This window comes from Pseudomonas sivasensis (genome assembly GCF_052938085.1).
This window is the reverse complement of record NZ_CP176442.1, coordinates 3,221,725-3,248,599: the sequence shown is the minus strand read 5'-3', so window position 1 is coordinate 3,248,599 and position 26,875 is coordinate 3,221,725. Positions and strand designations below refer to the sequence as shown.

Genomic DNA, 26,875 nt, shown 5'->3' with positions numbered 1-26,875 from the left:
TGACCCCTACTCTGGCGTGAAACAGTAGGCGGCCAGCTTGTTGCCGTCGAGATCACGCGCGTAAGCAGCATACGCGTTGGGTGCCCAGTCTCGTGGCCCCGGCGTACCTTCGTCAGTTCCCCCACTGGCCAGCGCTGCGGCGTGGAAGGAGTCGATGGCTGCGCGGTCGGGTGCTGCGAAGCTAATAGTGACACCGTTACCCACGGTTGCAGGAGCACCGTTGGCTGGTTTCAGAACGTAGAACGATGGGGTGCTCTCCCCCCAGGCCGAGCCATCATCTTCTAAATCGATGATGCGTTTTTGTCCCAGCGCACCCAATACATGGTCGTAAAAATCGCGGGCTTTTTGCATATTATTGGTGCCGACGGTGATGTGCGTGAAGATAGACATTTAAGTATCCTTTTTGGTGAAAAGCGGCAGGTGGATATTGCTGTTTGTCCCGTTGCGAGATGAGCCCTGGCCTCCGTCGACAAGCCTGTTGGGTCCGAGATTTTTTCGCACAATCCGAGCCTTTGCAAAAAATGTGGTGAAGGAAGTTGTCTTGGCATCGGCACGAATGTAAACGGGGTTATCGACGCCAGCGCTGTGAAAGAGCAAGAGGCCAGCAATCCAGTCGAGATGCATGGAAGCTGAAAGCTTCGTGACCGCAAATTACGCGTCCATGCAGTTTTGGTCCCTTCGTAGTCTCAACAGCGTTACTTGTCACTAATGGTGATACCAGTGCGCACGCGCCGATCAATTGAAAGTTCAAAGATGTCAGGTCTTGAATAGTTGCCTGCCAAATCTAAGTCGTGAAGTTGCGCGTCCAGGCCCAAACTCAGCGAAACAAACGACACCCATTGAAACGCCTTGGTGGTCTCCATGGTGGTGGAGAACACCATTGGCACAAACGTCAGCGGATTTACCACTCCACCGAACATCACCAGTGCAGCGACCCAGTCGGGAAGCTGCGGATTGGAAAACGCAGTGACCGCCACCGCCGTCCCCATGATGATTCAGTCCAGATGCGCCTGCCGCACGCGTATCGGATTGGCCATGCCCAGGGCGCGAAGCTGGGCCGGGTAGTCGACAGAAGCCAGAACGGCGAAACCGCAGAGCGCCCCCGGCGCGATGGATAACAGAGCGGTAGCCAGAAGCGCATGAACCATCAATTAGCCTTACTGATTCCGGGTCGACCTATGCACGGCCGCCCGGAACATATGGTTGAGGCGAGAGTTCAGGCGTCGCGCAGCGTTAACCCGGTGCGTACGCGTCGATCAATCGAGAGCTCGAAAACATCCGGACGCAAGTAATGCCCGGCCACATCGAGGTCATGGTGCTGGGCATCGATCTGCGCTAGGTCGATGGTTGCCAGTATAATTCCAGGCTCTCCGAAGAGCGGTGCCGTCACCCAGGAACCATCAGGGGCGATCACACCAGATCCGCCATTGAACAGTACGTCTTCCTCCAGTGCCTTGCCGCCAACCCCACGCCGGTAAGCCGCCAACAACTCGGCCGGCACATCCCCAGCGGCCAGGTACTGGCCGGCGCAGAGCACAAAGCAGCGCCCTTCGAACGCGTAGGAACGGGCAGCGACATGGTGCATTTCCGGCATGTCCGGCCAGGCCGCCACATGAATCTGTTCGTCCTGTGCATGCAGAGCCTGGCGCGCCAGCGGGTGCCAGTGTTCCCAGCACACCAATTCGCCTACGCGACCAACCACGGTGTCGACCACCCTTAGCCCTGCGGCATCACCATTGGCCCATACCGTCCGTTCGGTGTGGGTGGGCGTCAGTTTGCGGTGCACATTCAAAATGGCGCCATCGGGGCCAATAGTGACCAGTGAGTTGTACAGCGAGCCGCCATGGTGTCGGGAGCGCTCGTTCATCCCCATAACCACGGTGACTGCGTTAACGCGCGCAGCCTCGCGAAGCTCCGCCAGGTCATCGTGCATGTCTTCAGGCTGGCCAATGACCGGGCTGTCTGCTAGTAGCTTGGCGTACCAGGACTTTGCTTGCGCATCGTCCCAGCCCGCCATTCCAAATACCCATGCTGGGTAGCAGCTCAGCCAGGTTTCCGGAAATATCACAAGTTGAGCCTCCTGGAGTGCTGCCTTTTTGATATGTTCGGCTGCCCGACGCATCGACTCGGCTCGATCAAGGAGAGCCGCAGGCATTTGCACAATGGCGACTGTTTTTTCGCGTTTGCTGGTCATTTAAAAACCTTTTTCTTTTGGTCGTTTATCGGTGAGTGCTCAGCCGGCAATACCTTCAAGCGCCAGTTGACTTTTGCGTTGCGCGGCAATCTCCGAGGAACGTTCGAGGTTGCGCGTCAGCACGAAATACAGGCCACCGGAAATCAGCAGGCCGGGGATGAATGCGATATCCGCACCGCCCATTACTTCAGCTACCGGGCCAACGAAAAACGGGATAGAGAAGAACGGCACCATCGCGACAAACCCGACCAGATAGGCAAGCACGCCGCGCCAGGCCCAACGGCCATATACGCCGTGCGGATTGAATATTTCGGCGATGGCGTATTCACCTTTGCGAATCGCATAAAAGTCGACAAGGTTGACCGCCGTCCATGGGATCAAGAAGTACAGCATAAGCAGCACAAAGCCGTTGAAGCTGGCCATATAGGCATCCGGTAACGTCAACGCGATCACCAGCGACAACAGGCCAACTGTGCTCAGGCCGATCACTCTCACGCGGACACCTGGGCGCACTGGTCGGAAACCGTCCACTGCGCTGATGCCGGTTAGCATGGCGCCATAGCAGTTGATGCCGGTGACCGATAACTGTGCGACGGCGCCTACCAGCGCGACGAATATGCCAAAGCCAGGGAATAAATAATTGCCGGTTTGCACCAGCGAAACGATGCCATCGGCGCCCGGTATATAGCTGGACAACACCGCCCCCAGAGACATCAGCCAGGCCGCCGAAGCAGCCGCGCCCAGGTACGTCCAGAAGATCAGCCTGGAGCTGGACGAGTCTTGGGGCAGGTAGCGCGAATAATCTGAGACATAAACCGAGTAGCTGATGTTATAGCCCGCTGCGAGTGACAACTGCACTAGAAACGCAGTGGTGTTCCATCCCGAGCCAACCGGTGTTGGGGCCGCCGCTGGCAGTGCAGTAACAGCCATCAATGTCACGATGCCAAACACCGCAATTAGCAGGTATGTGAGCCAACGCTGCACAAAGTGCAATAGGTCATAGCCCACCACTGCAATCACAATGCTGATCGTAATCAACGTGGGGTACCAAAACCACGTAGAGCCCGGTAGAACCAACTGTATGGCTTGGGTTACCAAAATGACGCCGAACACTATAAAACCGATGTAAACAAAGATGGTCGCCGCAAACGGCACAATGGCCCCACGGCTGCCGAATTGCGCGCGTGACTGGATCATCTGCGGCATGCCCATCTTCGGGCCCTGGTTGGCGTGCAAGGCCATGAACACGGTGCCGAAGCCAGCACCTATGATAACCGCCAGTACACTCCACAGAATGCTGAGCCCCATGCTCGGCCCAACGAAACCGACCATCATGGTGAGAAACACAAAGTTTCCGGTAAACCAGAACGGGCCTTGGTGCCAGACCTTACCGTGTCGCTCTGTACTAGGCACATAATCGATTGAGCGAGTTTCAATGGTGGGTCTGCCCGACCCTCTACGTCGTTGAGTTGTCATACCGCACTCCGTAAACATTATTTTTCTTCTGGGGGAAGTCGTGCTCGCGTGGGCCGCAGTTGCTCCCCTTCCTGCAGCACTTCTGCCCAGCAGCACTGCGAGTATCGAAAGAAAGAAATGGCCGGTAAATCCTCCAGTACAGAACCTGACTTGCTTGAAATCGCAACTAAAGCACGGCCTCTTTCGGTACCGTTCAGGCGCATTGATTCGCAAGGCAAATTTACTGGTATAAGGGCTGTGCCTATGGCATTTGTGAATCTGCACCGGAGGTCTTGATGCTTACCAATTTCTCAGACGTGGATCTGCGCAAACTGCGCATCTTTTGCACTATCGTCGAGGCTGGAGGCTTCACCTCCGCGCAGGTACGCCTAAATACCAGCCTGCCCCGCTTGAGCACATTGGTGCGAGATCTGGAGGTTCGCCTTGGCTACACCCTCTGCCGTCGCGGCAAGAGCGGTTTTCAACTTACTGAGCAAGGCGCCCAAACTTATGCTGCGGCGCAGGAGCTGTATGCTGATATCGACCGCTTTCATCAGCGGGTAGTCATGCTTAACCAGAAGTATCCAGAGTTCTTGCAGATAGGCAGCGTCGATAACCTGCTTTCGCTCGACCAGGCACCGCTACCGCGGGCCCTCGCTTCCTTTCGACTAGTCTCGCCTCGTACACGCATCGACCTGCAGGTAATGCGCGCCGACGAGCTTGAGCAAGCCGTGCTCGAAGGACGTCTGCACCTCGCGATTGGTTGTTTTAACCACCAGCTTTCGGGCCTGCACTACCAAGAGCTATTCGAGGAAGAACAAAATCTGTATTGCGGGCGCGGACACCCTTTCTTCGAGCGTCCCGACGAGCACTTTACGGACGAGGAAATCGGTGCTGCAGATTACGTCGACCGTGGCTATATGCTCGAAAGCCGCCGGCCACACAAATTGCGTTTCGGTAACTCGGTAAGCGCTTTTTCCATGGAAGCCATCGCCACGCTGATTGCATCCGGTACCTGCATCGGCTTCCTGCCAACCCACTATGCCGATATCTGGGTCGCGCGTGGGATGCTGCGTGTAATTGCACCGCAGCGGTTAAGGTATAGCGCATCATTTCACTGCATCACCCGGCAAGGGCAAGTGCCGACGGAGTCACTGGCCAAGCTGCTGCAGGCGTTGCAGACGGCATAGTCATTGGTGACATTGAAGCCGAGCGCGCAAGTTCGAAAATCAGACAAACAAACCCGTTCGTACGGCAAGCGCGATGCCGGATAGGAGGAGGTTGAAATTGCTACGAGTCGAGAAAGCGAAGTTAGCCAAATGGCGGCCATCTGATACTGTTTTTTATGTTGGATCTGAGTCTGTATTTAACTTGGCTACGCTCTATAGAGTGTATATCCGACGCACAAGTGGACAGTGATCGGCCGCCACTATTTCTGGCTCTCTGAAGACCGGACGACCTCGAGAGTCTTCAGGAATTACCATGAATATCCGTCCGAGCTTTCACTGCAAGACCTTCCCCGAGTCGCAACGTGACATTCTTGGCATGATCGCGACCGATCAGCATCTGGGCGACGTACTCTGTGCCATCTGCCAGATGCTCGACACACAGTCCCCCGAAAGCCTCTGCTCTATCCTGCTGACGGATGCTGAGGGTAAGCACTTGCTCAACGGCGCGGCACCCGGCCTACCGGCCGAGTACACCGAGGCGATTGATGGTATGGCCATTGGTCCACAAGAAGGGACATGCGGCACCGCAGCGTTTCGGCGCGAGCTTGTGGTCACCGAAGACATCGCCCATGACCCGAACTGGGAGCGCTTCCGCAGCCTGGCTCTGGGACATAACCTGCGTTCCTGCTGGTCAGTCCCTTTGCTTTCCCATCAAGGTACCGTGTTGGGTACATTTGCCCTGTACCAAAAGCGTACCCATGCGCCGGACGAGGCGCAGATTCAACAATTGGTCTTTGCCGCCCAACTTGCAGTCATTGCAATCCGCCACGAGCGTGACGGACGGCGACTGGAGGAAAGCGAACAACATTTTCGTTCATTGTTCACCTATAACCCCAACCCAGTGTTCGCCCTCGATCTGGCCGGCAACATCCAGAGCGTGAATCCTGCAGGCCTGAAGCTGAAACCGCACACTGCAATCAATTTCATTGGCCATCATTTTTCCCAGCTGGTGCTCGATGAGGATCTGCAACGGGTCAGTCAGCATTTTTGCGCTGCCCGTGCCGGAGTGCCTCAGCGCTTCGAGGCACAGCTTCGCGACGAAAGTGAGCGACTGTTGACCATGGATATCTCCAACCTGCCCATCATGGTCAACGGAGAGATCGTCGGAGTATTCGGCATTGCCCGAGATATCAGCGAACAGAAACATTTCGAGCGCCAATTGCGCTTCAATGCCAGCCATGACCGGTTAACCGGTTTGCTTAACCGTGTTTCGCTTGAAGAACGGCTTGCTCTGGATTGCCACATCAGTCGTCGGCATAAGCGTTGTCTGGCGGTGATGTGCATTGATCTGGATGGATTCAAATCCATCAACGATTCGATCGGGCATTACTTCGGCGATCAGGTACTGATCGAAGTGGCGCAACGTATGACCCAGCAAGTTCGTCCCGGTGACACCATCTTGCGTATGGGCGGTGACGAATTCATCGTGCTGCTGCCCGACCTGCTTCGTGATGAGGACGTTGTACCGGTGGCCGAGCGGCTGATGGCCGGCATTGCCAGACCCTACTGCATCCAGGGTATTGACCTGCATGTGACTGCAAGTGTCGGAATCACCCTGAGCGATGGTCACATCGAGCAGCCGATGCAACTGATCCAGCAAGCTGACATGGCTATGTACAAAGCCAAGCAGCAAGGGCGCAATAACTTTCAGTGGTACACCAGCGACCTCAATCAGCGTGTTTGCGAGCACGCGAGCCTGCGCAATGACCTGCAAAAGGCTATCGAAACTCAGTCATTCCAGCTTCATTACCAACCGCAGATAGACGCGCGCACTGGGCGGGTGGCCGGGATCGAAGCGTTGCTGCGCTGGGAGCACCCTGAAAAAGGATTTATTTCACCTGCAGTGTTTGTGCCGGTGGCAGAGGACAGTGGGCAGATCATCCCGCTGAGCCTCTGGGTGCTCGATACGGCCTGCGCGCAATTACGCCTGCTGGGTGAGCAGGGCATAAAGGACATTTCGATGGCCGTGAATATTTCGCCGATGCATTTCCAGCGTGGCCAGTTCGTCGAGTCTATCCAGGCAGTGCTGAGCAAATACGGCCTCAGCACCGGACAGTTGGAACTGGAGATTACCGAGTCGCTTCTGCTGCATAACGTTGAACAGGCGATCGACACGTTGCATCGGCTCAAGGCGTTGGGGGTGCGCATTGCGTTGGATGATTTCGGCACTGGCTTTTCCAGCCTCAGTTACCTAAAGCGTTTGCCGATCGACAAGATCAAGATCGACCGCTCGTTCATCCAGGAAATTGCTACCGATCGTCACGATGCGGCGATCACCCAAGGCATTATTTCCATGGCCCATCACCTTAGCCTGACGGTGGTCGCCGAAGGTGTGGAAACCACGTCTCAAGTGGATTTCCTTAAAGGCAGTCGCTGCGATATTTTTCAGGGGTATTACTTTGCCAAACCGATGCCCTTTGCAGACCTCGAAGCTTTCCTGAGTCATCGCGCGTGCCGGACCCTGACGCCCGATCCTGTCTTGTCCCAGGCATGAAAATCAAACGCCAAAGCGAATTTTCAGATTCAGACGACGCCGGTTGTCCTGAACTACACTTCAACGGATTCTGATCGAGGTCAGTGTAATGCGACTGAGTGAAGGGCCTCTAGACGGAACTACATTGCTTCATGACGTCCAGCCGCCAAACTTCCACGACCAGCCGCTGCATGTTCGGTATGCGTGGGTAATTGACCCATCCGGTGCTCGCGCGCGCGATCCAATCCAGTGACTGGCGACTATCGCCGGTCACGAGCATTGGAAGGTGTTAGGTGGTGGGTTTAGGAATCAGGTCTGCGCCGCGCATTTCAACAGCGCTCCAGTGGATGGGCTCAAAACTTGTGCTGTGGGGTCGGCAAATCACCTCGTAGTGCTCTCGAAAGATTTCTCCGCGTCTTTCGGGATCGACGCCAAAAGCCGAAAACTCTATCGGACGATCGCCGGAAGCCTCCCCCAGAATCATGCGACCTGAGCTCAACTGATCGACGCTTGCTGAACCCTCGATGCCGCTGATAAGGAATCGTGCTCGGCCGAGCTTACAAGCAGCGGGGCAGGCCTCAAGGATTGTTATTGCACTCGGATCAAGGCTCGCAATAGGGCAATCGCCAGTTTCGTCAACGGCTTTGGCGTTACCGCATGCGCCAAAGCATGAGTCGTCGTGGAAACTGTTGGGACAATGCGCCGACGCAGAAGCGGCTTTCCACGCCATGATGGGCATCAGGTTTGAAATCCAGAGCAGGGCAGGGGCACTCAAGGTAGGGCGTTTATTGCGTGAATTACCGCATCGGCGATGGTCTTTGTAATAAGCCGACGCTGGCTGTTATCAACCTTCGGGCTCAGCCATATGGGTAGGCTGTTGAGCATGGGCAAAATCGCAGTAAGCGCCCCCTCGCGCAACGGGCCGCCGGGTTGATGGCCCAACTGGCCGACCAACTTCATGATTTCTGACTCATAGGCTAGCCTCAATCGCTCAACGCGTGCCTGCATCGGAGCGCCCAGGCAATTGGCATCCATGACCGCTAACTTGAAGTGCCCGGTCATCTGTTCATGCAATTTAAGATGGCCTTCGATCAGTTTTGTCAGGCGCTGCGCGGGCGTCAATCTTCGGGTTTTGATCAGGTCGACGTGCGACAACAGCGCCTGATAGAGCTCTGTCAGCCATTCAAACAGCATTGCTTCCTTGCTCTCTACATGGTGATAAATCGCTCCCGGGCTGATTCCAACATGCGCCGCCAATTCCCGCATGCTGACCTGGCTGAAACTACGCTCCTTGAACAGCTCCAGGGCTTTGCGCTGAAACTCCGAGCGGCTCAGCGTGGGAACCATACGCCCGTGAGTCATGTGTCGAGTGCCTGCTGTTTGGCAATTTCCTGGTTGCGCAGAATGAACCGCTGCAACTTGCCACTCGGGGTCTTGGGCAGTTGTTCGACGAACTCGATTTCCCGTGGGTACGCATGCGCGGCCAAGCGCTGTTTGACATGCAGACGCAGAGCTTCCGCCAACTCGGCACTGGGCAGGTACTGACGGTTCAGCACCACAAACGCCTTGATCAGCTCGGTGCGTTGCGGGTCGGGCTTGCCGATCACCGCGGCTTCGACGACTGCCGGATGCTCGATCAGCGCGCTCTCGACATCGAAAGGCCCCACGCGGTAGCCGGACGTGGTGATCACATCGTCGTTACGGCCTACAAAGCTGATACTGCCGTCCTCATTGAGCTCAACGATATCGCCGCTTAAGTAGTAACGGTCGACAAACGCCTTGGTGGGCATGTGAAAGTAGCCATTGAACCAGCACAGGGGCGAGCGCGCGCGATCCACCGCCAGTACGCCCGGCTGAGCCGTCGGTAGTTCCCGATGCGCATCATCCAGCACGACAATCCGGTACCCGGGCACCGCATAACCGGCAGAACCCTCACGTACCGGATGGCGTAGCCCATGGTGATTGCACAGCACCATGCCAATTTCGGTTTGGCCGTAATGGTCGTGAATGACCACCCCGAGCTGTTCGGCGAACCAACGGATGACTTGCGGGTTGAGCGGTTCCCCGGCGCTGCTGACGATACGCAACTGGCCACGCACGGCGTCGGCGAACTCGGCCCCGGCAGCAATCAGCAGGCGATAGGCCGTGGGCGAACCGGCCAGGTTGCTGATCGCATACTTGGCGATAATCCGGCAGGTGCTTTCCACGGTGAAAGGGCCGTCATGGAACAGCGTGGCTCGGCCGCACGCCAGTGGCCCGGTCACTGCGTAATACAAGCCATAGGCCCAGCCGGGGTCGGCGAGGTTCCAGAAATGGTCGTCTTCGCGCAAGTCGATTGAATCGCGCATATAACTTTTGAAGGCCAGAATGGCGCTCAAAGGCACCTCAAGCGGCTTGGCAGGTCCTGTAGTGCCCGAGGTACACATCAGCAGGAAAGGCGCACTCGCGTCCAGCAGCTCAGGCGTGCAGTCGGCCTGTTGGCGCCCGAGGGCGTCCCAGAAACCGTAATCGCTCGGGTGCTGTGGGGTGCCGTCTGTCACGATGACGCGAGGGCAGTCGGGAATGTCATCCAGCTTGGGACGATTGTGGGCATCGGTCACGATCCAGCGTGCCCCGGAGCAATCCAATCGCTGCTCGATCGCCTTGGGCCCGAATGCGGTAAAGAGAGGTTGGTAGACCGCACCGATGCGCCAGGTCCCGAGGATAGTAATCACCAGTTCAACGGTGCGTGGCATGAGTCCGGCGACACGATCTCCCGGCTGTACCCCTTGCGCTCGCAGAAAGTTGGCAAAGCGCGCAGCGTGCACCTGCAGTTCGCTGAACGTGTAGTGCGTGGCGCGACCATCCCGCGTTTCGCAGTACAGCGCCACGGCATTGCCATGAGCGTGCCGGTCGCAGCACTCGATGCAGGCGTTCAAGGCTCCCGGTTCGCCGTGCAAGTCTTGAGCAGCCAGTTGTAGATAGTCGAAGGTTGACACTGCTGAGTCGTAATCGCGCATAACGTACCTGATTATTATTGTTGGAATTTGCCCTACACCCACGCAAGCCGCGCAGGCGCAGGGATGTTGCTAGTTGTCCATCATCTCTGCGGCTTGCTGGGTCGCCTGGCTGGTCCGCGTGGCTAGCTTGCGCACTTCATCGGCGACCACTGCAAACCCGCGACCGGCTTCGCCTGCTCGCGCCGCCTCAATGGCGGCATTCAACGCCAGCAGGTTGGTCTGGCTGGCAATGCCCTGAATGGTGGCAACAATCTGCGTCAGCTTGGTGAGGGTTTCCTGCATCACCCGATGTTGTTGCGCCTGCGCCTCGCGCATCGTGCTTTCTTCATGGTGGGCATGTATGTCGGTGATGGCACCCACCACCCGTTGCGGGGAGCCGTCCTGCGCGCGGCGCGTTTGCCCACGACCGCGAAACCAGCGGTAAGTACCGTTTTTATGTTTGAGTCGATAATCCACATCGAACGGCGTCTTGCCGCTGCGGTCGTCCACATGGGCGACGAATGCGCCGATGGCCCGCGCGCTATCGTCGGGATGCAAGCGCGAGGTCCAGCTTTCCAGGGTGTTGGGGAACTCCTCAACGGTGTTGCATCCCAGCAGTCGGCGCATTTGCGAAGACCACCAAATGGTATTTTTCGGGTTCGCTGGGTCGCCTGCTACAACCTCGATATCCCAAAGCCCGTCATGCAGCATTTCCCGGGAAATGTCGAAACGTGTGGCCGCCAGTTCGAGCGCCTCGTTGTGCAGGTACTGGTCATGAATGTCACGTACGGTCCCAGCGATGCAGAGCGCTGCGCCTTGCGCATCGCGACGCGAGGCACCGCTTATGCTGCACCAGCGATAGTCATCGCCGGGAGCAGGTTTCATCCGCACCTGGAGCGCAAATGCCGTCCGCCCGCTGCGATCAGCAAGGTGCCTGGCGAGCGCTGCCAGATGCACTTGCCGGTCATCCGGGTGCAACTGTTCACTCCACGCGCCGAGCTGATTCATAGCCTGGGCCTGGTTCGACGCTGGCCCCGTCCACGTCATTGAACATTCCGGCCCAGGAGCAGCGGTTCCATCCAGCTCCAGTTCCCAGAACAGTTCATCTGCGCCCTGTGTGATCAGTACCCAGCGCGCCTCCCATTGCCGCAACAGCGTGTCACGGCAGGCCAGGTGCTGTTCCAGTTGGCTGACGCGAAACGTCAGTGCGCAGGCCTGCTCCTTAACGGCTTGCCGCTCTTGCAGCAGTCGCTCGACGCTTGCCAGGATGCGGCGCACCAACCGGTTGTTCGACGACAATGGCGTGCTCGCCTGATCAGGCTGCTCCAGTCGGTCGGCGAGCTGCGCCAATACCCGGCGTGTGGTTCGGCTGAAAAAGAGCATGGGGCACCTCTACCTCGGTCAAATGGGAACAGCCTGCAAGGACTGCATCGGGGCCGATAAGGCCTGGGCGTCAAAGACTTTCGCTCCCGGCAGCGTTTGCCAGGCTGATGGGCCGGCGGCTATTTCCTGGGCACTCAGCAGGCAGTCGTCGAGGGCGCGCTGTAACACGTGGGTATCCAGATCCTGGCCGATAAAGACCAACTCCTGCCGGCAATCACCGACAATGCTGTCCCACTTGGTCATGATGCTTCGCAACCGATATTCATCCCGCGGCCATTGCGACTGCTCGATGAAGTTCCACCAGTGCCCGACATAGTCCCACTGGAACTGCCTGCCGCTGTGCACCAGCAGGCCGGTTTCCAGGTGCCGGCTGGCGAGCCAGAAGTAACCCTTGCTACGCAACAGCCGCCCGTTGCGCCAGGGGCGTTGCAGAAAATCGAGTAATCGCTGTGGGTGAAAGGGGGCACGCTCGCGGTACACCCATGACGTCACGCCATAGGTGTCCGACTCGGAGGCCGGTGTGTCGTCGGCCTGCATTTTTTTCATCCAGCCGGGTGATGCAGCCAGGCTGGGTAAATCAAACAGATGGGTACCGAGAATGCCTGATAGCTCAACGTTGCCGTGTGTCATCGGCATGATCCGCGCGGTCGGGTTAAGGCCGGTGAGGACCGCGTGCACGGCCTGATAACCGGGCTCGTCGATCAGGTCCAGTTTGTTGACGAGAATGACGTTGGCGTACTCCACCTGCTCAATCAGCAGATCTGCCAGATGGCGTTTGGGTGTGTCCGCTTGTGCGTCGTCGCGCGCCACGATATCCGGCGATTCGAGCAACGTCTGAAAACGACTGCCATCGACCACCGTCACCAAGGTATCGAGCCGCGCCAGTTCGCTGAGGCTGAAGCCTTGTGCGTCAAGAAATGCGAACGTCTCGGCAACCGGCATCGGCTCGGAGATTCCCGTGGACTCAATGAGCAGGTAGTCAAAACGTTGCTGGCGTGCCAGGGCACTGATCTGTTCGAGCAAATCGGCGCGCAGCGTGCAGCAGATACATCCATTGCTCATCTCGATCAACTCATCTCGACCACGGTGCAGCGCCACGTCGCGCTGCACCTCTTCGGCATCAATGTTGACGTCGCTCATATCATTGACGATGACTGCCACTCTCAGGCCGTCGCGATTGCGCAAGATATGATTGAGCAGGGTGGTTTTGCCGGCGCCGAGGAAACCAGAAAGCACGGTCACCGGCAGTCGGCTCGCCTGGGCGCCGTCAATCATACGTTCACCGCATGTGAGCTGGCGGCCTTGTCCAAGTAGCTTTCGAACAGGTCGACCACCACAAAACCTTCATCGGCCGCATCCCCCCACAGGTCTTTCACGCGAAACTCGACGTGGTAGGTTGGCTGATGCGCAGCGTTCAAGTCGCCATGACCAATGGCGTCCGGAAAAGGCCATTTTTCTGAAGTCCGGTGGAGGACCACACCTTCCTTGCCGCGAACATAGGCCGGCATGCGGGTATGCCCGGCTACATACTCGTTGCGCACGACTACCCGGTCGCCGACTTCAAAAGGCGGTCGGCCAGTGACCGCCGGGCGGCCCTGCGCATGCGCGGGATTCGCCAGCTTGAAGTGAGAACCCAGGGCCTGATCGAGCTCCGCCTGGGTGATGACGCCGGTTTCGACCAGCAGGGTGGCGGTAGCGATGACATAGCGTTCGTAGTACTGGGTGCCGACATGCTGACGCACGTCCAGTCGCTCGACGGCGTGGCGCACTTCGTCCACGCTGAACTTCTTCAAGTGATCGGCACCGATAAACATCAAGCTGTACGCCAGGTGCTCCCAGTCCTGCTTGAACACGGGTTGGTAGCTCAGACTGTTGATGGTGTGAGGGACTTTGCCAAAGCCTTGGAAACCGCCGAGATCGTGAAAGCCATCCATCGTGGATACCTCTTAATAGAGAATGAATAGAGAATGAAAATTGAAAGAAACAAAGCACCCCGGTTACGCGACGTACGGTAGCGCCACGCCAATAAGGACATCCTTGGTAATCAATTTTCGAAGCGCCTCTTCATCCATGGATTCGCTGCCCTTTGGCCGCAGAGGCAGCACCAGATAGCGGCTTTCGGCGCTGGTGTCCCACACCTTGATGGAGACCCCGTCCGGCAGCTCCATGCCCAGCTCCCGTAGCACGGTGCGCCCTTCGCGAACCAGTCGGGCGCGGAACTCGAAGCCCTTGTACCACTCCGGCGGCAAGCCCAGGACGGGCCAATTGGTGCAGGAGCACAGGCTGCACACAATCACGTTTTTCACGCTGGGCGTGTCTTCCAGCGCAACAATGTATTCACCCTGCGGGCCGGTATAGCCAAATTGGGCGCACGCAGCGGTACCGTCCTTGAGCAGCAGTTCGCGAAACTGCGGGTCCACCCATGCCTTGGCCACTACCCGAGCACCGTTCTGCGGGCTCCATTCGTGTGCCATGAGCTGTGTCATGTGCTCGATGTAACCGTCGGGGATCAGGTCTTTTTGTTTGAGCACTTGCAGTAACGCCTGTGCTCGCTCACCCGGGGTTGATGGTTTTATTTCAGGTGTGGTCATCAGTTGGTTCCTCATCGTTGAGCTTCTAGGCAGCGCCCGGCGGCTTATTCTTTTGCGCTGCATGGGACGCATCGGCTACTAGCTGTTTTTCCAGTCAACCGATGCCTCGAAAGCCGCTGCAGCCTGGTAAATCGTGCCTTCGGCATAGTGTTTGCCCACTAGCATCAGCCCGACAGGTAAACCGTCTACCAGGCCGCAGGGAATCGACATGGCCGGATGGCCAGTGATGTCCTGTGCGGAGGCATTGCCGATCATTTCCAGCGCTCGGGCCACGTACTCGGTGATCGAGCAACCGGGCTCCGGGTGGGGTTGGGCAATGATCGGCACGGTGGGCATCACCAGCAGGTCATAGCGCGCCAATGCGGCGTCATACCCGGAGCGTGCCAGGCGCCTGAGGTTTTGTGCCTTGGCGTAGAAGCGACCGTTGTAGCGCTCCAGACCGTATTGCCCGACGAACATGCACAGCTTGAGAGAGGCGGACAGGTCATTCGCCTGATCGCGCCATCCGGCTTGTTTGTCCAGCAACCCGAGGTCATATAGCCCTTGCCAGTTAAAGCCGGCCCCATTGCCGTGCATCATCTGCATCATCAGGCCCTCACAGCCGATGGGGTGCCACAGCGAACCGGCAATCTTGTGCTCAGGCACTGACACCTCTTCGACGTGCGCGCCCATCCGTGTAAATGCGTCGATGGCATTGCGCACAGACGAGGCGACACGCGGATCCTGGTTGGGCAGTTCAAAGCCTTCGCGCAGGACGCCGATCCTCAGCCCGCTTACACCGCGCTCCAGGTAATCACTGTAAGCGTCGACCTGGGGCGCGGCTTGTCGCGGGTCGAGCCCATCCGCTCCCGCCATGACCTCCAGCATCAAGGCGTTGTCCCGTACGTTTGCCGTGATGGGGCCGGCATGATCGATAGTCGCCTCAATGGCCATGATCCCGGTGTAAGGCACCAGTCCGTGGGTCGGCTTCATTCCGTAAGTGCCGCAGAATGCGGAAGGAATCCGGATTGACCCGCCCTGGTCACCGCCGACTGCCAGGTCGACCTCGCCCGCGGCAACCAGTGCTGCGCTGCCGGAAGACGACCCACCCGAGGCAAATCCGTGGCGATAGGGGTTGTGCACCGGCGCCGGATCGGAGGTGTGACTACCACCGGATAGGCAGTAATGCTCGCATGTTGCCTTGCCGAGGATGGTTGCGCCGGCATCCAGCAAGCGGGAGACAACGGTGGCATCGAATGAGGGAACGAAGCCTTCAAGGGGCTTTGCACCATTCATCATCGGTACGCCAGCGAGTGAAATATTGTCCTTGAGTGCGACGGTTTTATTCGCCAACTTGCCTTCGCGGGCGCCGCTGACTTCCGTTCGGTAGTACCAGGCGTTGAGTGGGTTGTGTGCAGTCGAGGGTCGATAGCCCGAGCTGCGTTCGTAACGTACCGGCGGAATGAAGTCAGGCAGCTCGTCAATCAGGTCATAAGCGTCGAAGCTTGACTGCATAAGAGCCAGGTATTCATGGGCTTGCTCCGCACTTATCTGCATGTGCAGGCTGGTCGATACATCCAATAGCTGTTCAAGGGTGGGGCGAACAATTGGCATGGTTGGGCTGTCCTTATCGTAAGTGGCCGAAGAGCGCTGCGGCTCATCAAATTCAGTGGGCCTGGCGCTCAAGATAGTCCGCGCCTCAAGTCGCAGGCTTGGTTGAGAAAGACATCGACTTGGCTGAGCCGGACACCGCTGTGCAAAGGCGTAAAGGGCACGCGGTCGCAGATCCTTGGGTTAAAAAATGCGCGCATAACGCAGGTTCATGCGGAAGTCTTCCTTGGTGCCGTTGTCCACCGAAAGGTCCTTGCCCAACTGCAGTTGAATCTGGTCTTGGGGGGTGACGAATTTGGTCGCGGTGAGACGAAAGTTGGTGGTGCCCAACTCGTTATCCTGATTGACGTGCTCAATGTTCGTCTCGCCCCCCCAGGTACGCCCGAAGCCGATACCAAATGCGGTGCTGGCGTCTGGCATGTAACGCCCCATGATCTGTGCTGCGTAGGAAACGTCCTGCTTCATACGGTCTGCATTTGCGCCGTAATCAGTGTTGTCGCCATACCAGGTAGCACCGCCAACCAGGTCCATCGCCCATTTTTCTGTGAAGTGTTTGACGTACGCACTCTGCAGTTCGAATTTCCAGCGGTTCTCTCCGAGATTGAGCGCGTCCTCCTTGTCATACGTACCAGTAGGCACATACAGGTAGGGGGCGATGCTGAGGGTGTCGCGGGCTTCGTTGAACCGCCATTTGACCGGTGCGGTGAGGATCAAGTCGCCAACGCCGCGAGTACTGCCCAGCGCTGAGGCGTCACCTGCGCTGGAGACGTGTCCGAAAGGCAAAAGAAATTGCGGGTCGATGGTGACGGTGTCAGAGAGTGCGTAGACATGCAGTAGACGCAGGATGCCGACGTCAGAGCTCACGTTGAAGTCAGAGCTGACCTTGTGTCCGTTGCTATAAGCCGAATCCGTGGTGGCGTGCTGGTAGTAAATCGCCCCGATCGTAGCGCCGACCGGATATTGCTCATAATCGCCGGGCGCTACTTCACCGGCGTTGGCGTGAAGCACGGGCAACAGAGTAGAGAGCGTCAACAGGCGGATCTTATTCATCATTTATTCCTCGCACAGGGAGACCGGCCACCCGAGGAGGGTGGCAAGGCGGCAGAAGTTGGGGAGGTAAACGCCGATGGCGCTCAGGTCGTTGGTGGCAGCGCGTCGCGCAACATACCGGTCTGCGAGTGACAGTTGATGTACTCGAATACCTGGCTCTTGGCGTCCGACACGGACACTTCGTGGTACAGCCTTAACTTCTTCAAACCTGCGGCCACGCGGAAAAACGTCACGAAAATACGCAGGTGAGTCGGGTGAGACTCAGCCCAGCGTTCGAGTTTCTCAACCGAGCGCCAGTGACCGATGTTGTAGCTCAGGTCGAGAAAGTTGCCGTCCAGGTCGATATTGCGCACGAACCTGTTGCTGTAGCAGCCCAACGGCTGGCCGTTGTCACGCAGGAAGTCCATGCCGTCCTGCAACGTCGGCAAGATTTCGTCGATGTAGAGTGAGCGCTCCTCTGCCTCGGCATCCGCCCAGTCCTGGCCGGAGCGAATCAGTGTGAGGTTGTCATGCCCCAGGACCAGGACCCGTCCGCCCTGGGTCGGGTCACCCGCGATCACCTGTAGCTCGCTCGTGGGATTCATCCAATCCGTCTGGGAGATCGGGAAACGGTCGCGCATTGAACCCCAGTAACCGTGCTCTTCGATCTCTCCGCTGGTCGTATCCATTACCGCGCCGACACCGGGCAGGTTCTCCTGGAACGCGTACAACGTCTCGAACTGCTCGGTGCGCGGCGCGGTGATTTCGCGGAAATAACCAAGGCTTTCACCGAGCCGATCCGCCGAACTCCACCAGTCATTCACTGGGGGGGAACGCAACCAGCGACAGTGGGCGCCCGGGTCTTTCCAGTACCCGACCACAATCAAATTATCAAAGCCGCTGCTGTCGGTGTGGTGGGTCAAATCGTAAGTCTGCGGGCCATCTGGCAGGCTGAAACTGCTGACGATGTGACGCATTGCCTGCAATGCAGGCTCGCGCTGGGCATCGCCGCGATATTGCACGCCAAGATAGGCCATCACCACTTGTTCCAGTTGCTCGTCAGCGCGTGCGACCCACATAGGGAACGGCGGTTGATACTCGTCCGGTACACGGCGGGACAGGGTGCGCGGGCATTTGAGATGTGTGTCGATTGCAGATTCCATCTTGAGCTCCTCGTTATTTTCGTTCAGGCCTACGGTTGGGCGTCAGCGCGTCGGTGGCTGGTCGCGCTTGGCGATCTGCCGTCGCTGCAGCAGCTGCATGGCACTCCATTCAATCAACCAATAAGCCGACTCTTCAGGCGCAAGGTCGCGCCTCTGCAGAAGCCAGGAGGAATCAGCCAATCGTTTTAAGTCGTGTCGATGCATGGCGTGCCTCATCAGCGGATGAATGAGCTGCTGTGAGGTGGAAATTAGGCTGGGCGAGGAGGGGGCGCTTTGTTCGGCGAGACAACCATTTGGTTGGAAAAGACAAGGCTGAGGCTGACGTTCACCCGTGATCCGCGCTGGTGCGCGTGAGCCGACCGAGTGACGTGCGATGCCCTTAAATGGTGATGGCTGCACCGTGCGACAGCCTCCGAAGGCTGCCGAAAGTCGCGAGGGACATCACATGGCAGCGTACTCAAGCAGGCCTGCTACTGCGCTTGGCCTGTTAATTGCCTTTCATAGCTGAAAATTGGTCGCACGTTACAACGTCGCCAGCGCCTCTTGCATCGTTGTCGAGGTCAGTGTCATGAACCCAAGCTCTCAGTATTCGACCCTTGCTGTTCCGGCACCACGTCGGTTTGATTATTGGAAAGAAGTGGTCTGTCGCCACTGCCTGGCCGCCGATAGCAAACCCTTGTCCCAGAGCAGCTTTGATGGCTCGCTCACCGTTAATACAGTCGGCGAATTGGACATCTGCTCGCTGTCTTCGCCGCTGCACTACTGGGAGCGTTCCGAGCAGCACCTGCGCAGCGGTCCGGCCGAAGATTTATGGTTGGGTTTCGCTCGAAATGGTCATGGGCAAATAGAACAAGGCTCAAGAAAAGCCAGCCTGGCAACTGGCAATTTGTTTCTTTATGACGCAACTCAGGCGTTTCGCTTCAGCCTGGGTGGTACCGAAAACCACTTGATCCGTATTCCCAGAGCGTTGCTCACCGAGCGCCTGCCGCGTATTGCCGAGTACACCGCGATGGTCCTCGACGACCGGCGTCCCGGCGTAGTTCCCTTACGCGAAATGCTGCATCAGGCCGCGAGCACGCCTGCGTCGCTGCAGGATGAGCGCATCTCGAATCGTTACTCAAGTACGTTGCTTGATCTGCTTGTGATCAGCCTGGAACTCCAGGACCTGAAAACAAGCCACCAGGAGATGGACCTCTACGGCCGCATCATGAAGTACATCCAACGACACTTGACCGAGCCGGACCTGTCGATTGAAGCCATCGCCAAAGCCCACAATGTGTCCACCCGAACCGTTACACGGGCCTTCGCACGCTACCAGAAAACCCCCGTTGCAGAGATTTGGAAAGAGCGCCTGAATGCCAGTCGAGAAGCGATTGAGCGCGGCCAGGTACGCAGCGTGTCCGAGGCGGCGCTGGACTTCGGGTTTTCTGACTTTTCCCATTTCAGCCATGCGTTTCGCAAGGCATTTGGTGTGGCGCCGAATACGCTGTTACGCCGCAATTGAAATTGCCGGGGTAGCAAATCGTTGAGAAAAGGGGTGCTTACTCGGTGACGTCCTGTTGCTCGAACCACACCCACCCGCGGCTGGGTTTTTCCAGGCCGAGGGCGATGCGCAGCGCGGTGCTTTTGCCTGAGCCGGACTCGCCGACAATCGCCAGGGTCCGCCCGGGGTAGACCTGCAGGTTCAGTCCTCCAACGCCACAAAGGTCGCGTTTTCGCCCTGACCTTGGGCCGCGCGAACGTCTTGCCAACGTTTTGCAGTTGCCGGATCGGCGGCTGCGTCGGGTCCGGTCGGGCCAGTGGCTGGCGGCGCTTGGCGAGCGCCGGCGCGGCGGCGATCAAGGCGCGGGTGGAGTCATGCTGCGGCGCGCCGAGAATCTGCCGTGGTTGCCCCTTGCTCCACCACTTGCCCCTGTCGCCTCGCCGTTGGATGTGCGCAACGTCATCGCCTGTCATAATCCGCCCATCTCACCCCAGCCCCCACACGGAGTCCATGCCATTCATGGTGCTGTTCAATCGATTGAGCGCGTTTTCCATCCAGGCGCGCAGGGCACTGAAGCTGGTGTGGGGGACTTCGCGTCCCTTATTCATAGGCCTGCTGCTGGCCACCATCGTTGCCGGTCTGTTGCCTGCGCTGGCTGCCTGGATCGGCCAGCGTATTGTCGATGGCGTGGTGCACGCGATGCAGATTCATGCAGCCGGCAGCCAGGCGCCCGTGTGGCCAGTGATGCAGTACGTGCTGGCCGAGGCGGGCGTGTTGGCGCTGCTGGCCGCCGCCCAGCGCGCGTTGTCAATGCAGCAATCGTTGCTGCGGGTGCAGTTGGGGGTGAAGGTCAACCTGATGATTCTGGAGAAAGCCCAGACCCTCTCACTCCTGCAATTTGAAGACGCCGAGTTCCACGACAAGCTGGTGCGCGTGCGTCAGGGCGCCTCGACACGGCCGCTGAGCCTGGTCACCAAGGGCCTGGGGCTCGTGCAGAACCTGATCGCGCTGATCAGCTTTGCCGTGCTGTTAGTGCACTTTTCGCCGTGGGCGCTGGTGATTCTGGTGGTCGGCGCCTTACCGGTGTTCTTCGCCGAGACGCATTTCTCGGGCAATGCGTTTCGCCTGTTCCACCGGCGCGCGCCCGAGACCCGTCAGCAGAATTACCTGGAATCGCTGCTGTCCCACGAGACCCATGCCAAAGAGGTCAAGCTGTTCGGCCTGGCGCCGCTGTTCCTCAAGCGCTACCGCGACAACGCCCGGCGCTTGTACAGCGAGGACCGCCAGTTGACGGTCCGTCGGGATGCCTGGGGCTTTGCCCTGGGACTGCTGGGCACCGCGGCGTTTTATGTGGCTTACGCCTGGGTGGTGCTGGACACCGTGCGCGGCCAGACCACCCTGGGACAGATGACCATGTACATCGTGCTGTTCAAGCAGGGGCAAAGCGCGATCACCGCCAGCCTCAGCGCGATTGCCGGCCTGTATGACGACAGTCTGTTTCTGTCGGACCTTTATGAGTACCTGCTAACCCCTGTGGTCGTGCCGAGTGGCCGCCTTACCCAGGGCGCGCGTCCCGGCGACGGTCTGCGCTGCGAGCACGTAGGGTTCAGTTACCCCGGCGCTGAGCGGCAGGCATTGACTGACATCAACCTGCATTTGGCGCCTGGGCAAAGCCTGGCCCTGGTGGGCGAGAATGGCTCGGGCAAAACCAGCCTGATCAAACTGCTCACGCGCCTGTATACCCCGCACGAGGGGCGCATTCTGCTGGATGGCAGCGACTTGCAAGACTGGGATGAACAGACACTGCGCCAGCGCATTGGGGTGATTTTCCAGGATTACATCCGCTACCAGATGACCGTCGGCGAGAACCTTGGAGTGGGTGACGTCGATGCGCTGAATGATGAGGCGCGCTGGCGCACGGCCGCCACCCTGGGGGTGGCCGCCGAATTCATCGAGCGCCTGAGCAGGGCCTACGGCACACAGTTAGGGCGCTGGCTTGGCGGCCAGGAGTTGTCGGGTGGGCAATGGCAGAAAGTCGCCTTGTCACGCGCGTATATGCGCCAGGAGGCGGATCTGCTGATTCTTGACGAGCCGACGGCTGCGCTGGACGCCGGCGCCGAGGCGGCGGTGTTCGAGCACTTTCGCGAACACGCCAAGGGCCGCATGACGTTGTTGATTTCCCATCGATTCTCCAGCGTGCGCAATGCCGACCACATCATCGTGCTGGACGGCGGGCGAATCCTGGAGGAGGGCAGCCATCAACAGCTGATGGTAGCGGGTGGGCGCTATGCCGAGTTGTTCGATGTTCAGGCGCGGGGGTATCGCTAGGTCCCCGTCCAATCCGGCCAAGCGTATTGTTTCAAAGTTTTAGGCCAACATTCTCACCTCAAGCCCTGCGCGCCCCGACGCAGCGCTGAAAGCCTGGCGCAGAACGCCCGACAATACCTCCAGGGTATCCCTTCAGACTTTATCCATATTGGACGCCCCCCTACCCAGGCGTCAGCCTGAGCCCAATAACTATAAAAGAGCCGCAACCATGACCGTGCTATTGAGTGAGCGCAGCCAGATTTTCCAGGGCGCCGATGCCTACGCGGTGTCGGACTACGTCAACCAGCACGTGGGCAGCCACTGCATTCGCCTGCCTCCCAAGGGTCGGCCCCGGGCGAGTATCAGCCATCGCACCTTCGCCAGCCTGGACCTGTGCCGCATCAGCTACGGCGCACCGGTGCGGGTCACATCGGTGGCGCTGGAGACCATCTATCACCTGCAGATCCTGTTGAGCGGGCATTGCCGCTCCAGCTCCCGTGGCGAGAATGACGTGTTCGGGCCGGGGGAAATCCTGCTGATCAACCCGGACGACCCGGTAGACCTGACCTATTCCGCCGACTGCGAGAAATTCATCATCAAACTGCCGGTGCGCCTGCTGGAAAACGCCTGCCTGGAGCAGCACTGGAGCCTGCCGCAGGTGGGTATCCGCTTCGCGACGGCCCGCCACGCGCTCAGTGAAATGGGCGGCTTCCTGCCGTTGCTCGGGCTGATCTGTCATGAGGCGGAAAACGCTGCCGAGCCCCACATGCAGGGCCTGTACGAACGCATCTTGGCCAACAAGCTGCTGGCATTGCTGGGCAGCAACGTGTTGCGGGTGATCCCCCAGGCTGCCCACGGCGGTGGGTTTGAAGCGGTGCGCGAATTTATCCAGCAGCACCTGTGCGATGACATCAGCGTCGAGCAGTTAATGGCCGTGGCCAACGTCAGCGAACGTTCGCTGTACAGCCTGTTTGCGCGCCAGGTGGGGCTGTCACCGCGCGACTATATACGCCGCTGCAAGCTCGAACGGGTGCACGCACGCTTGCAACTGAGCAGCACGCGCAGCGTGACCGAGGTGGCTTTGGACCATGGCTTCATGCACCTGGGGCGGTTTTCCGAGGCCTATCGCAAACGCTTCGGCGAACTGCCGTCGCAGACCTGGAAACGCCATCGTTAAGCGACGTGCGCCTGGCGGATAGCGATGTGCAGGCAGCGGATATTGACGCGCAGGGCGAACACGTACGGTGAGGGTGCCTGATACAAGAACAACGGAGGGCCCGCCCCATGATCAGTACACTCGACCGACTCGCCTGCCAATTGCGCGAGTCTGTACAGGAAGATCCCGCCACTGGGGTGTTCCGCTGCCGCCGCGACATCTTTACCGACCCCGACCTGTTTGCCCTGGAGATGAAACACATCTTCGAAGGCGGCTGGATCTACCTGGCCCATGAAAGCCAGGTGCCGGAGATCAACGATTACTTCACCACCTGGATCGGCCGCCAGCCGGTGGTCATCACCCGTGACAAACACGGCGCGCTGCATGGTCTGGTCAACGCCTGCGCGCATCGCGGCGCCATGCTGTGCCGGCGCAAACAAGGCAACAAGGGCTCGTTCACTTGCCCCTTCCATGGCTGGACGTTCAGCAACGCCGGCAAGCTGCTCAAGGTAAAGGACGCGAAGACCGGCGCCTATCCTGACAGCTTCGACTGCGACGGCTCCCATGACCTCAAGCGCCTGGCGCGCTTTGAAAACTACCGCGGTTTCCTGTTCGGCAGCCTCAGCGATGCGGTGCCGGAACTCAGCGACTACCTGGGCGAAACCCGCGTCATCATCGACCAGATGGTCGACCAGGCTCCTTTGGGCCTGGAGGTGCTGCGCGGCAGCTCATCCTATGTCTATGACGGCAACTGGAAGCTGCAAATCGAAAATGGCGCCGACGGTTACCACGTCAGCTCCGTGCACTGGAACTACTCGGCGACCATGGGCCGGCGCAACTACGAAGCCGAAGGCACGCGCACCGTCGACGCCAATGGCTGGTCGAAAAGCCTGGGCGGCGTCTACGCCTTCGACCACGGGCATATCCTGCTGTGGACGCGCCTGCTCAACCCCGAAGTGCGCCCGGTGCACGCTCACCGGGGGGCCTTGGCCGAACGCCTGGGCCAGGCGCGCGCCGACTTTATCGTCGACCAGACCCGCAACCTCTGCCTCTACCCCAATGTGTACCTGATGGACCAGTTCTCGACCCAGATCCGCGTGGTGCGCCCCCTCGCCGTGGATAAAACCGAAGTGACAATCTATTGCATGGCGCCCATCGGCGAAAACGCCCAGGAGCGCGCCACGCGGATTCGCCAGTACGAAGACTTCTTCAACGTCAGCGGCATGGGCACCCCGGATGACCTCGAGGAATTCCGCGCCTGCCAGACCGGTTACCAGGGCGCGAGCACCCTGTGGAATGACTTGAGCCGTGGCGCCAGGCAGTGGGTCGAAGGCGCGGACGAAAATGCCTTGGCCATGGGCATGCAACCGCAGCTCAGCGGGGTCAAGACCGAGGACGAGGGCTTGTTTGTGCGCCAGCATGCGCACTGGGCCCAAAGCCTGCAGCGTGCGATCGAGCGCGAACAGCAAGGGCTGATTGCCAGCGACCGCGAGGTGCAGCCATGAGCCTTGCCCGTGACCACCTGCTGGATTTTCTCTACCGTGAAGCGCGCCTGCTCGACGACCGACAATGGGATGACTGGTTGGCCTGCTATTCGCCCAAGGCCGAGTTCTGGATGCCCGCCTGGGACGATCACGACACCCTCACCGAAGACCCGCAGCGCGAAATCTCGCTGATCTACTACCCCAATCGTGACGGCCTGGAAGACCGTATCTTCCGCATCAAGACCGAGCGCTCCAGCGCCAGCACGCCCGAGCCGCGCACCGTGCACATGCTGTGCAACCTCGAAGTGCTGGCCGACGACGGCGTGCAGGTGGACCTGCGTTTCAACTGGCACACCCTCAGCCACCGCTACAAAACCACCGACAGTTATTTCGGTACCTCCTTCTATCGCCTCGACATCCGTGCCGAGCAGCCGCTGATCACGCGCAAGAAGGTAGTGCTGAAAAACGACTACATCCACCAAGTCATCGACATCTACCACATCTGAGGACACCGCCATGACGTATGCCATCGCCCTGAACTTCGAGGATGGGGTGACCCGCTTCATCGACTGCAAGGTGGGGGAAAAGGTGCTCGATGCCGCCTTCCGCCAACGCATCAACCTGCCCATGGACTGCTCGGACGGTGTATGCGGCACCTGCAAATGCCGCTGTGAAACCGGCGCCTACGACTTGGGTGACGATTATATCGACGACGCCCTGAGCGCCGACGAAGCGCAGGCGCGCCAGGTACTGACCTGCCAGATGGTGCCGCAGTCCGACTGCGTGATCGCCGTGCCGGTGCCGTCCAGCGCCTGCAAGACCGGCACTACGCACTTTACCGCGACGCTGGCCGGCATCACCCGACATGCCGATGCCGCGCTGGAGGCGAGTTTCGAGCTGGACCAGGCGCCGGTATTCCTGCCCGGCCAGTACGTGAATATCAGCGTGCCCGACAGTGGGCAGACACGCGCTTACTCCTTCAGCAGTCGCCCGGGCGACACGCGCGCCAGCTTCCTGATCAAGCACGTGCCCGGCGGGTTGATGAGCAGCTGGCTCGAGCGCGCCCAGCCGGGCGACAGCGTGGCGATCACCGGCCCACTGGGGAGTTTCTACCTGCGTGAGGTGGTGCGGCCGCTGCTGTTACTGGCCGGTGGTACCGGCCTGGCGCCGTTCCTGTCGATGCTTGAAGTGCTCGCGCAGCGCCAGGAAACCCGCCCGATCCGGTTGATCTACGGCGTAACGCGGGATCAGGACCTGGTGATGGTCGAAGCGTTGCAAGCTTTTACCGCGCGTTTGCCTGACTTCAACCTGGTGACCTGCGTGGCTGATCCGCACACCACTCACCCGCGCCAGGGCTATGTGACTCAGCACATGGCCGACGAAGCCCTTAATGGCGGCGATGTCGACGTGTACCTGTGCGGCCCGCCGCCGATGGTCGATGCGGTGCGCGAGCACTTCAAGCAGCAGGGCGTGACCCCGGCCAGCTTCCATTACGAGAAATTCACCCCTAACGCGGTCGCCACGTGCGATGCCGCCTGAGGACTGCCCCATGACTCAACGGTTTAACAACAAGGTCGCGCTGGTCACCGGCGCTGCCCAAGGGATCGGTCGGCGTGTCGCCGAGCGCTTGCTGGAGGAGGGCGCCTGGCTGGTCGCGGTGGATCGCTCCGAGCTTGTGCATGAATTGCAGCATGAGCGAGCGCTGCTGCTGACCGCCGACCTGGAACAATACAGCGAGTGCGCGCGGGTGATGGCCGCCGCCACGGCCCGTTTCGGGCGCATCGACGTGCTGGTCAATAACGTCGGCGGGACCATCTGGGCCAAGCCTTTCGAGCATTACGCCGAGGCCGAAATCGAGGCCGAAGTGCGCCGCTCGCTGTTCCCTACGTTGTGGTGCTGCCATTGCGTGCTGCCCTACATGCTGGAGCAGGGCGAAGGCGCCATCGTCAACGTGTCTTCCGTGGCTACGCGTGGGGTCAATCGCGTGCCGTACGGCGCGGCCAAGGGCGGCGTGAATGCCTTGACGGCCTGCCTGGCCCTGGAGACTGCCGGCAGCGGGATTCGGGTCAACGCCACCGCGCCCGGCGGGACCGAGGCACCGCCACGGCGCATCCCGCGCAACAGCCAGCCGCAGAGCGAGCAGGAGCGCGTGTGGTACCAGCAGATCGTCGACCAGACCCTCGACAGCAGCCCGATGAAACGCTACGGCAGCATCGACGAACAAGCTGGCGCGATTCTGTTCCTGGCCTGCGACGAGGCTTCCTACATCACCGGCGTGACCTTGCCGGTGGGCGGCGGCGACCTCGGCTAAGGCTATTTCCATCTGCTGACACTGACTCACAACAACAATAAAGAGAGCA

General features: G+C 59.3%; 24 protein-coding genes and 4 pseudogenes. 10 read left to right on the top strand and 18 right to left on the bottom strand.

Annotated features, from left to right (window positions below; genetic code table 11):
• Positions 1–6 precede the first annotated feature (6 nt).
• The 5 genes from ACKZ62_RS15015 to ACKZ62_RS14995 all read right to left on the bottom strand — a co-directional run bounded on the left by ACKZ62_RS15015 (position 7) and on the right by ACKZ62_RS14995 (position 3,670).
• Positions 7–390 carry a VOC family protein gene (locus tag ACKZ62_RS15015; RefSeq protein ID WP_447095448.1) on the bottom strand — a complete coding sequence of 128 codons (384 nt, stop codon included), beginning with the start codon at positions 388–390 and terminating at the stop codon, positions 7–9.
• Positions 391–695: 305 nt separating this feature from the next.
• The gene (locus ACKZ62_RS15010; RefSeq protein ID WP_241089567.1) at positions 696–989 is read right to left on the bottom strand and encodes a hypothetical protein; all 294 of its coding nucleotides are present in this window, start codon (positions 987–989) and stop codon (positions 696–698) included.
• A gap of 6 nt (positions 990–995) precedes the next feature.
• Positions 996–1,148, bottom strand: coding sequence for a hypothetical protein (locus ACKZ62_RS15005; protein WP_177326467.1), 153 nt, complete (start codon positions 1,146–1,148; stop codon positions 996–998).
• A gap of 68 nt (positions 1,149–1,216) precedes the next feature.
• Complete coding sequence (locus tag ACKZ62_RS15000) at positions 1,217–2,194, bottom strand: carbon-nitrogen hydrolase family protein (RefSeq protein ID WP_447095447.1); 978 nt, start codon at positions 2,192–2,194, stop codon at positions 1,217–1,219.
• 39 nt (positions 2,195–2,233) lie between these two features.
• Complete coding sequence (locus tag ACKZ62_RS14995; protein WP_122753271.1) at positions 2,234–3,670, bottom strand: purine-cytosine permease family protein; 1,437 nt, start codon at positions 3,668–3,670, stop codon at positions 2,234–2,236.
• Positions 3,671–3,945: 275 nt separating this feature from the next.
• On the opposite strand from ACKZ62_RS14995, the gene ACKZ62_RS14990 reads away from it, so the two are divergent.
• Both ACKZ62_RS14990 and ACKZ62_RS14985 read left to right on the top strand, forming a co-directional pair.
• The gene (locus ACKZ62_RS14990; RefSeq protein ID WP_099602440.1) at positions 3,946–4,839 is read left to right on the top strand and encodes a LysR family transcriptional regulator; all 894 of its coding nucleotides are present in this window, start codon (positions 3,946–3,948) and stop codon (positions 4,837–4,839) included.
• Positions 4,840–5,131: 292 nt separating this feature from the next.
• Complete coding sequence (locus ACKZ62_RS14985) at positions 5,132–7,372, top strand: putative bifunctional diguanylate cyclase/phosphodiesterase (RefSeq protein WP_447095446.1); 2,241 nt, start codon at positions 5,132–5,134, stop codon at positions 7,370–7,372.
• Positions 7,373–7,484: 112 nt separating this feature from the next.
• On the opposite strand, the pseudogene ACKZ62_RS14980 reads toward ACKZ62_RS14985, so the two are convergent.
• Positions 7,485–7,874 (bottom strand): annotated as a pseudogene (locus tag ACKZ62_RS14980) (LLM class flavin-dependent oxidoreductase); the annotation flags it as partial.
• Positions 7,875–7,897: 23 nt separating this feature from the next.
• On the opposite strand from ACKZ62_RS14980, the pseudogene ACKZ62_RS14975 reads away from it, so the two are divergent.
• Positions 7,898–8,065, top strand: a pseudogene (locus ACKZ62_RS14975) (DDE-type integrase/transposase/recombinase); the annotation flags it as partial.
• A gap of 57 nt (positions 8,066–8,122) precedes the next feature.
• Here ACKZ62_RS14975 and ACKZ62_RS14970 read toward each other — a convergent pair.
• The 11 genes and pseudogenes from ACKZ62_RS14970 to ACKZ62_RS14920 all read right to left on the bottom strand — a co-directional run bounded on the left by ACKZ62_RS14970 (position 8,123) and on the right by ACKZ62_RS14920 (position 18,289).
• On the bottom strand, positions 8,123–8,698 hold the full coding sequence (locus ACKZ62_RS14970) for a TetR/AcrR family transcriptional regulator (RefSeq protein WP_447096962.1): 576 nt from the start codon (positions 8,696–8,698) through the stop codon (positions 8,123–8,125).
• A gap of 11 nt (positions 8,699–8,709) precedes the next feature.
• Positions 8,710–10,350: an AMP-binding protein gene (locus ACKZ62_RS14965; protein WP_032891447.1), complete on the bottom strand. Its 1,641-nt coding sequence runs from the start codon at positions 10,348–10,350 to the stop codon at positions 8,710–8,712.
• A gap of 78 nt (positions 10,351–10,428) precedes the next feature.
• Positions 10,429–10,683: pseudogene (locus ACKZ62_RS14960) on the bottom strand (methyl-accepting chemotaxis protein); the annotation flags it as partial.
• A 30-nt stretch (positions 10,684–10,713) separates the two neighbouring features.
• Positions 10,714–11,337, bottom strand: a pseudogene (locus ACKZ62_RS14955) (PAS domain-containing protein); the annotation flags it as partial.
• A gap of 393 nt (positions 11,338–11,730) precedes the next feature.
• Positions 11,731–12,987: a GTP-binding protein gene (locus ACKZ62_RS14950; RefSeq protein WP_447095445.1), complete on the bottom strand. Its 1,257-nt coding sequence runs from the start codon at positions 12,985–12,987 to the stop codon at positions 11,731–11,733.
• On the bottom strand, positions 12,984–13,646 hold the full coding sequence (gene nthB, locus ACKZ62_RS14945) for a nitrile hydratase subunit beta (RefSeq protein WP_122753275.1): 663 nt from the start codon (positions 13,644–13,646) through the stop codon (positions 12,984–12,986). Before nthB ends, ACKZ62_RS14950 begins: the two co-directional genes overlap by 4 nt.
• Positions 13,647–13,709: 63 nt before the next feature.
• The gene (gene nthA / locus ACKZ62_RS14940; protein ID WP_447095444.1) at positions 13,710–14,303 is read right to left on the bottom strand and encodes a nitrile hydratase subunit alpha; all 594 of its coding nucleotides are present in this window, start codon (positions 14,301–14,303) and stop codon (positions 13,710–13,712) included.
• Between the two features lie 78 nt (positions 14,304–14,381).
• Positions 14,382–15,896, bottom strand: a complete 1,515-nt coding sequence (locus ACKZ62_RS14935; RefSeq protein WP_447095443.1) for an amidase — start codon at positions 15,894–15,896, stop codon at positions 14,382–14,384.
• Positions 15,897–16,076: 180 nt separating this feature from the next.
• Positions 16,077–16,943, bottom strand: coding sequence for a transporter (locus tag ACKZ62_RS14930; protein ID WP_032891456.1), 867 nt, complete (start codon positions 16,941–16,943; stop codon positions 16,077–16,079).
• A gap of 83 nt (positions 16,944–17,026) precedes the next feature.
• Positions 17,027–18,085 (bottom strand): aliphatic aldoxime dehydratase, encoded by a 1,059-nt coding sequence (oxdA, locus tag ACKZ62_RS14925; protein ID WP_447095442.1) that lies wholly within the window; start codon positions 18,083–18,085, stop codon positions 17,027–17,029.
• 42 nt (positions 18,086–18,127) lie between these two features.
• Complete coding sequence (locus ACKZ62_RS14920; protein WP_447095441.1) at positions 18,128–18,289, bottom strand: hypothetical protein; 162 nt, start codon at positions 18,287–18,289, stop codon at positions 18,128–18,130.
• A 364-nt stretch (positions 18,290–18,653) separates the two neighbouring features.
• Here ACKZ62_RS14920 and ACKZ62_RS14915 point away from each other — a divergent pair, with 364 nt between their 5' ends.
• On the top strand, positions 18,654–19,589 hold the full coding sequence (locus tag ACKZ62_RS14915) for an AraC-like ligand-binding domain-containing protein (protein ID WP_122753278.1): 936 nt from the start codon (positions 18,654–18,656) through the stop codon (positions 19,587–19,589).
• A 37-nt stretch (positions 19,590–19,626) separates the two neighbouring features.
• On the opposite strand, the gene ACKZ62_RS14910 is transcribed toward ACKZ62_RS14915, so the two are convergent.
• A complete protein-coding gene (locus tag ACKZ62_RS14910) occupies positions 19,627–19,836 on the bottom strand; it encodes an ATP-binding cassette domain-containing protein (protein ID WP_447095440.1) in 210 nt (69 codons plus the stop codon).
• A 251-nt stretch (positions 19,837–20,087) separates the two neighbouring features.
• Between ACKZ62_RS14910 and ACKZ62_RS14905 the strand changes: the two genes are divergently transcribed.
• From ACKZ62_RS14905 to ACKZ62_RS14880, 6 genes are all read left to right on the top strand, one after another.
• The gene (locus tag ACKZ62_RS14905) at positions 20,088–21,896 is read left to right on the top strand and encodes an ABC transporter ATP-binding protein (RefSeq protein WP_447096961.1); all 1,809 of its coding nucleotides are present in this window, start codon (positions 20,088–20,090) and stop codon (positions 21,894–21,896) included.
• 208 nt (positions 21,897–22,104) lie between these two features.
• Positions 22,105–23,052, top strand: a complete 948-nt coding sequence (locus ACKZ62_RS14900) for an AraC family transcriptional regulator (RefSeq protein WP_122765115.1) — start codon at positions 22,105–22,107, stop codon at positions 23,050–23,052.
• 107 nt (positions 23,053–23,159) lie between these two features.
• The gene (locus tag ACKZ62_RS14895) at positions 23,160–24,536 is read left to right on the top strand and encodes a Rieske 2Fe-2S domain-containing protein (RefSeq protein ID WP_447095439.1); all 1,377 of its coding nucleotides are present in this window, start codon (positions 23,160–23,162) and stop codon (positions 24,534–24,536) included.
• Positions 24,533–25,021 (top strand): benzoate 1,2-dioxygenase small subunit, encoded by a 489-nt coding sequence (benB, locus tag ACKZ62_RS14890; RefSeq protein ID WP_095184815.1) that lies wholly within the window; start codon positions 24,533–24,535, stop codon positions 25,019–25,021. The genes ACKZ62_RS14895 and benB overlap by 4 nt, the downstream gene beginning before the upstream one ends.
• Before the next feature lie 10 nt (positions 25,022–25,031).
• Positions 25,032–26,054 carry a benzoate 1,2-dioxygenase electron transfer component BenC gene (gene benC, locus ACKZ62_RS14885; RefSeq protein WP_032891463.1) on the top strand — a complete coding sequence of 341 codons (1,023 nt, stop codon included), beginning with the start codon at positions 25,032–25,034 and terminating at the stop codon, positions 26,052–26,054.
• 10 nt (positions 26,055–26,064) lie between these two features.
• The gene (locus tag ACKZ62_RS14880) at positions 26,065–26,826 is read left to right on the top strand and encodes a 1,6-dihydroxycyclohexa-2,4-diene-1-carboxylate dehydrogenase (RefSeq protein WP_095184814.1); all 762 of its coding nucleotides are present in this window, start codon (positions 26,065–26,067) and stop codon (positions 26,824–26,826) included.
• The last annotated feature ends 49 nt before the right edge of the window (positions 26,827–26,875 follow it).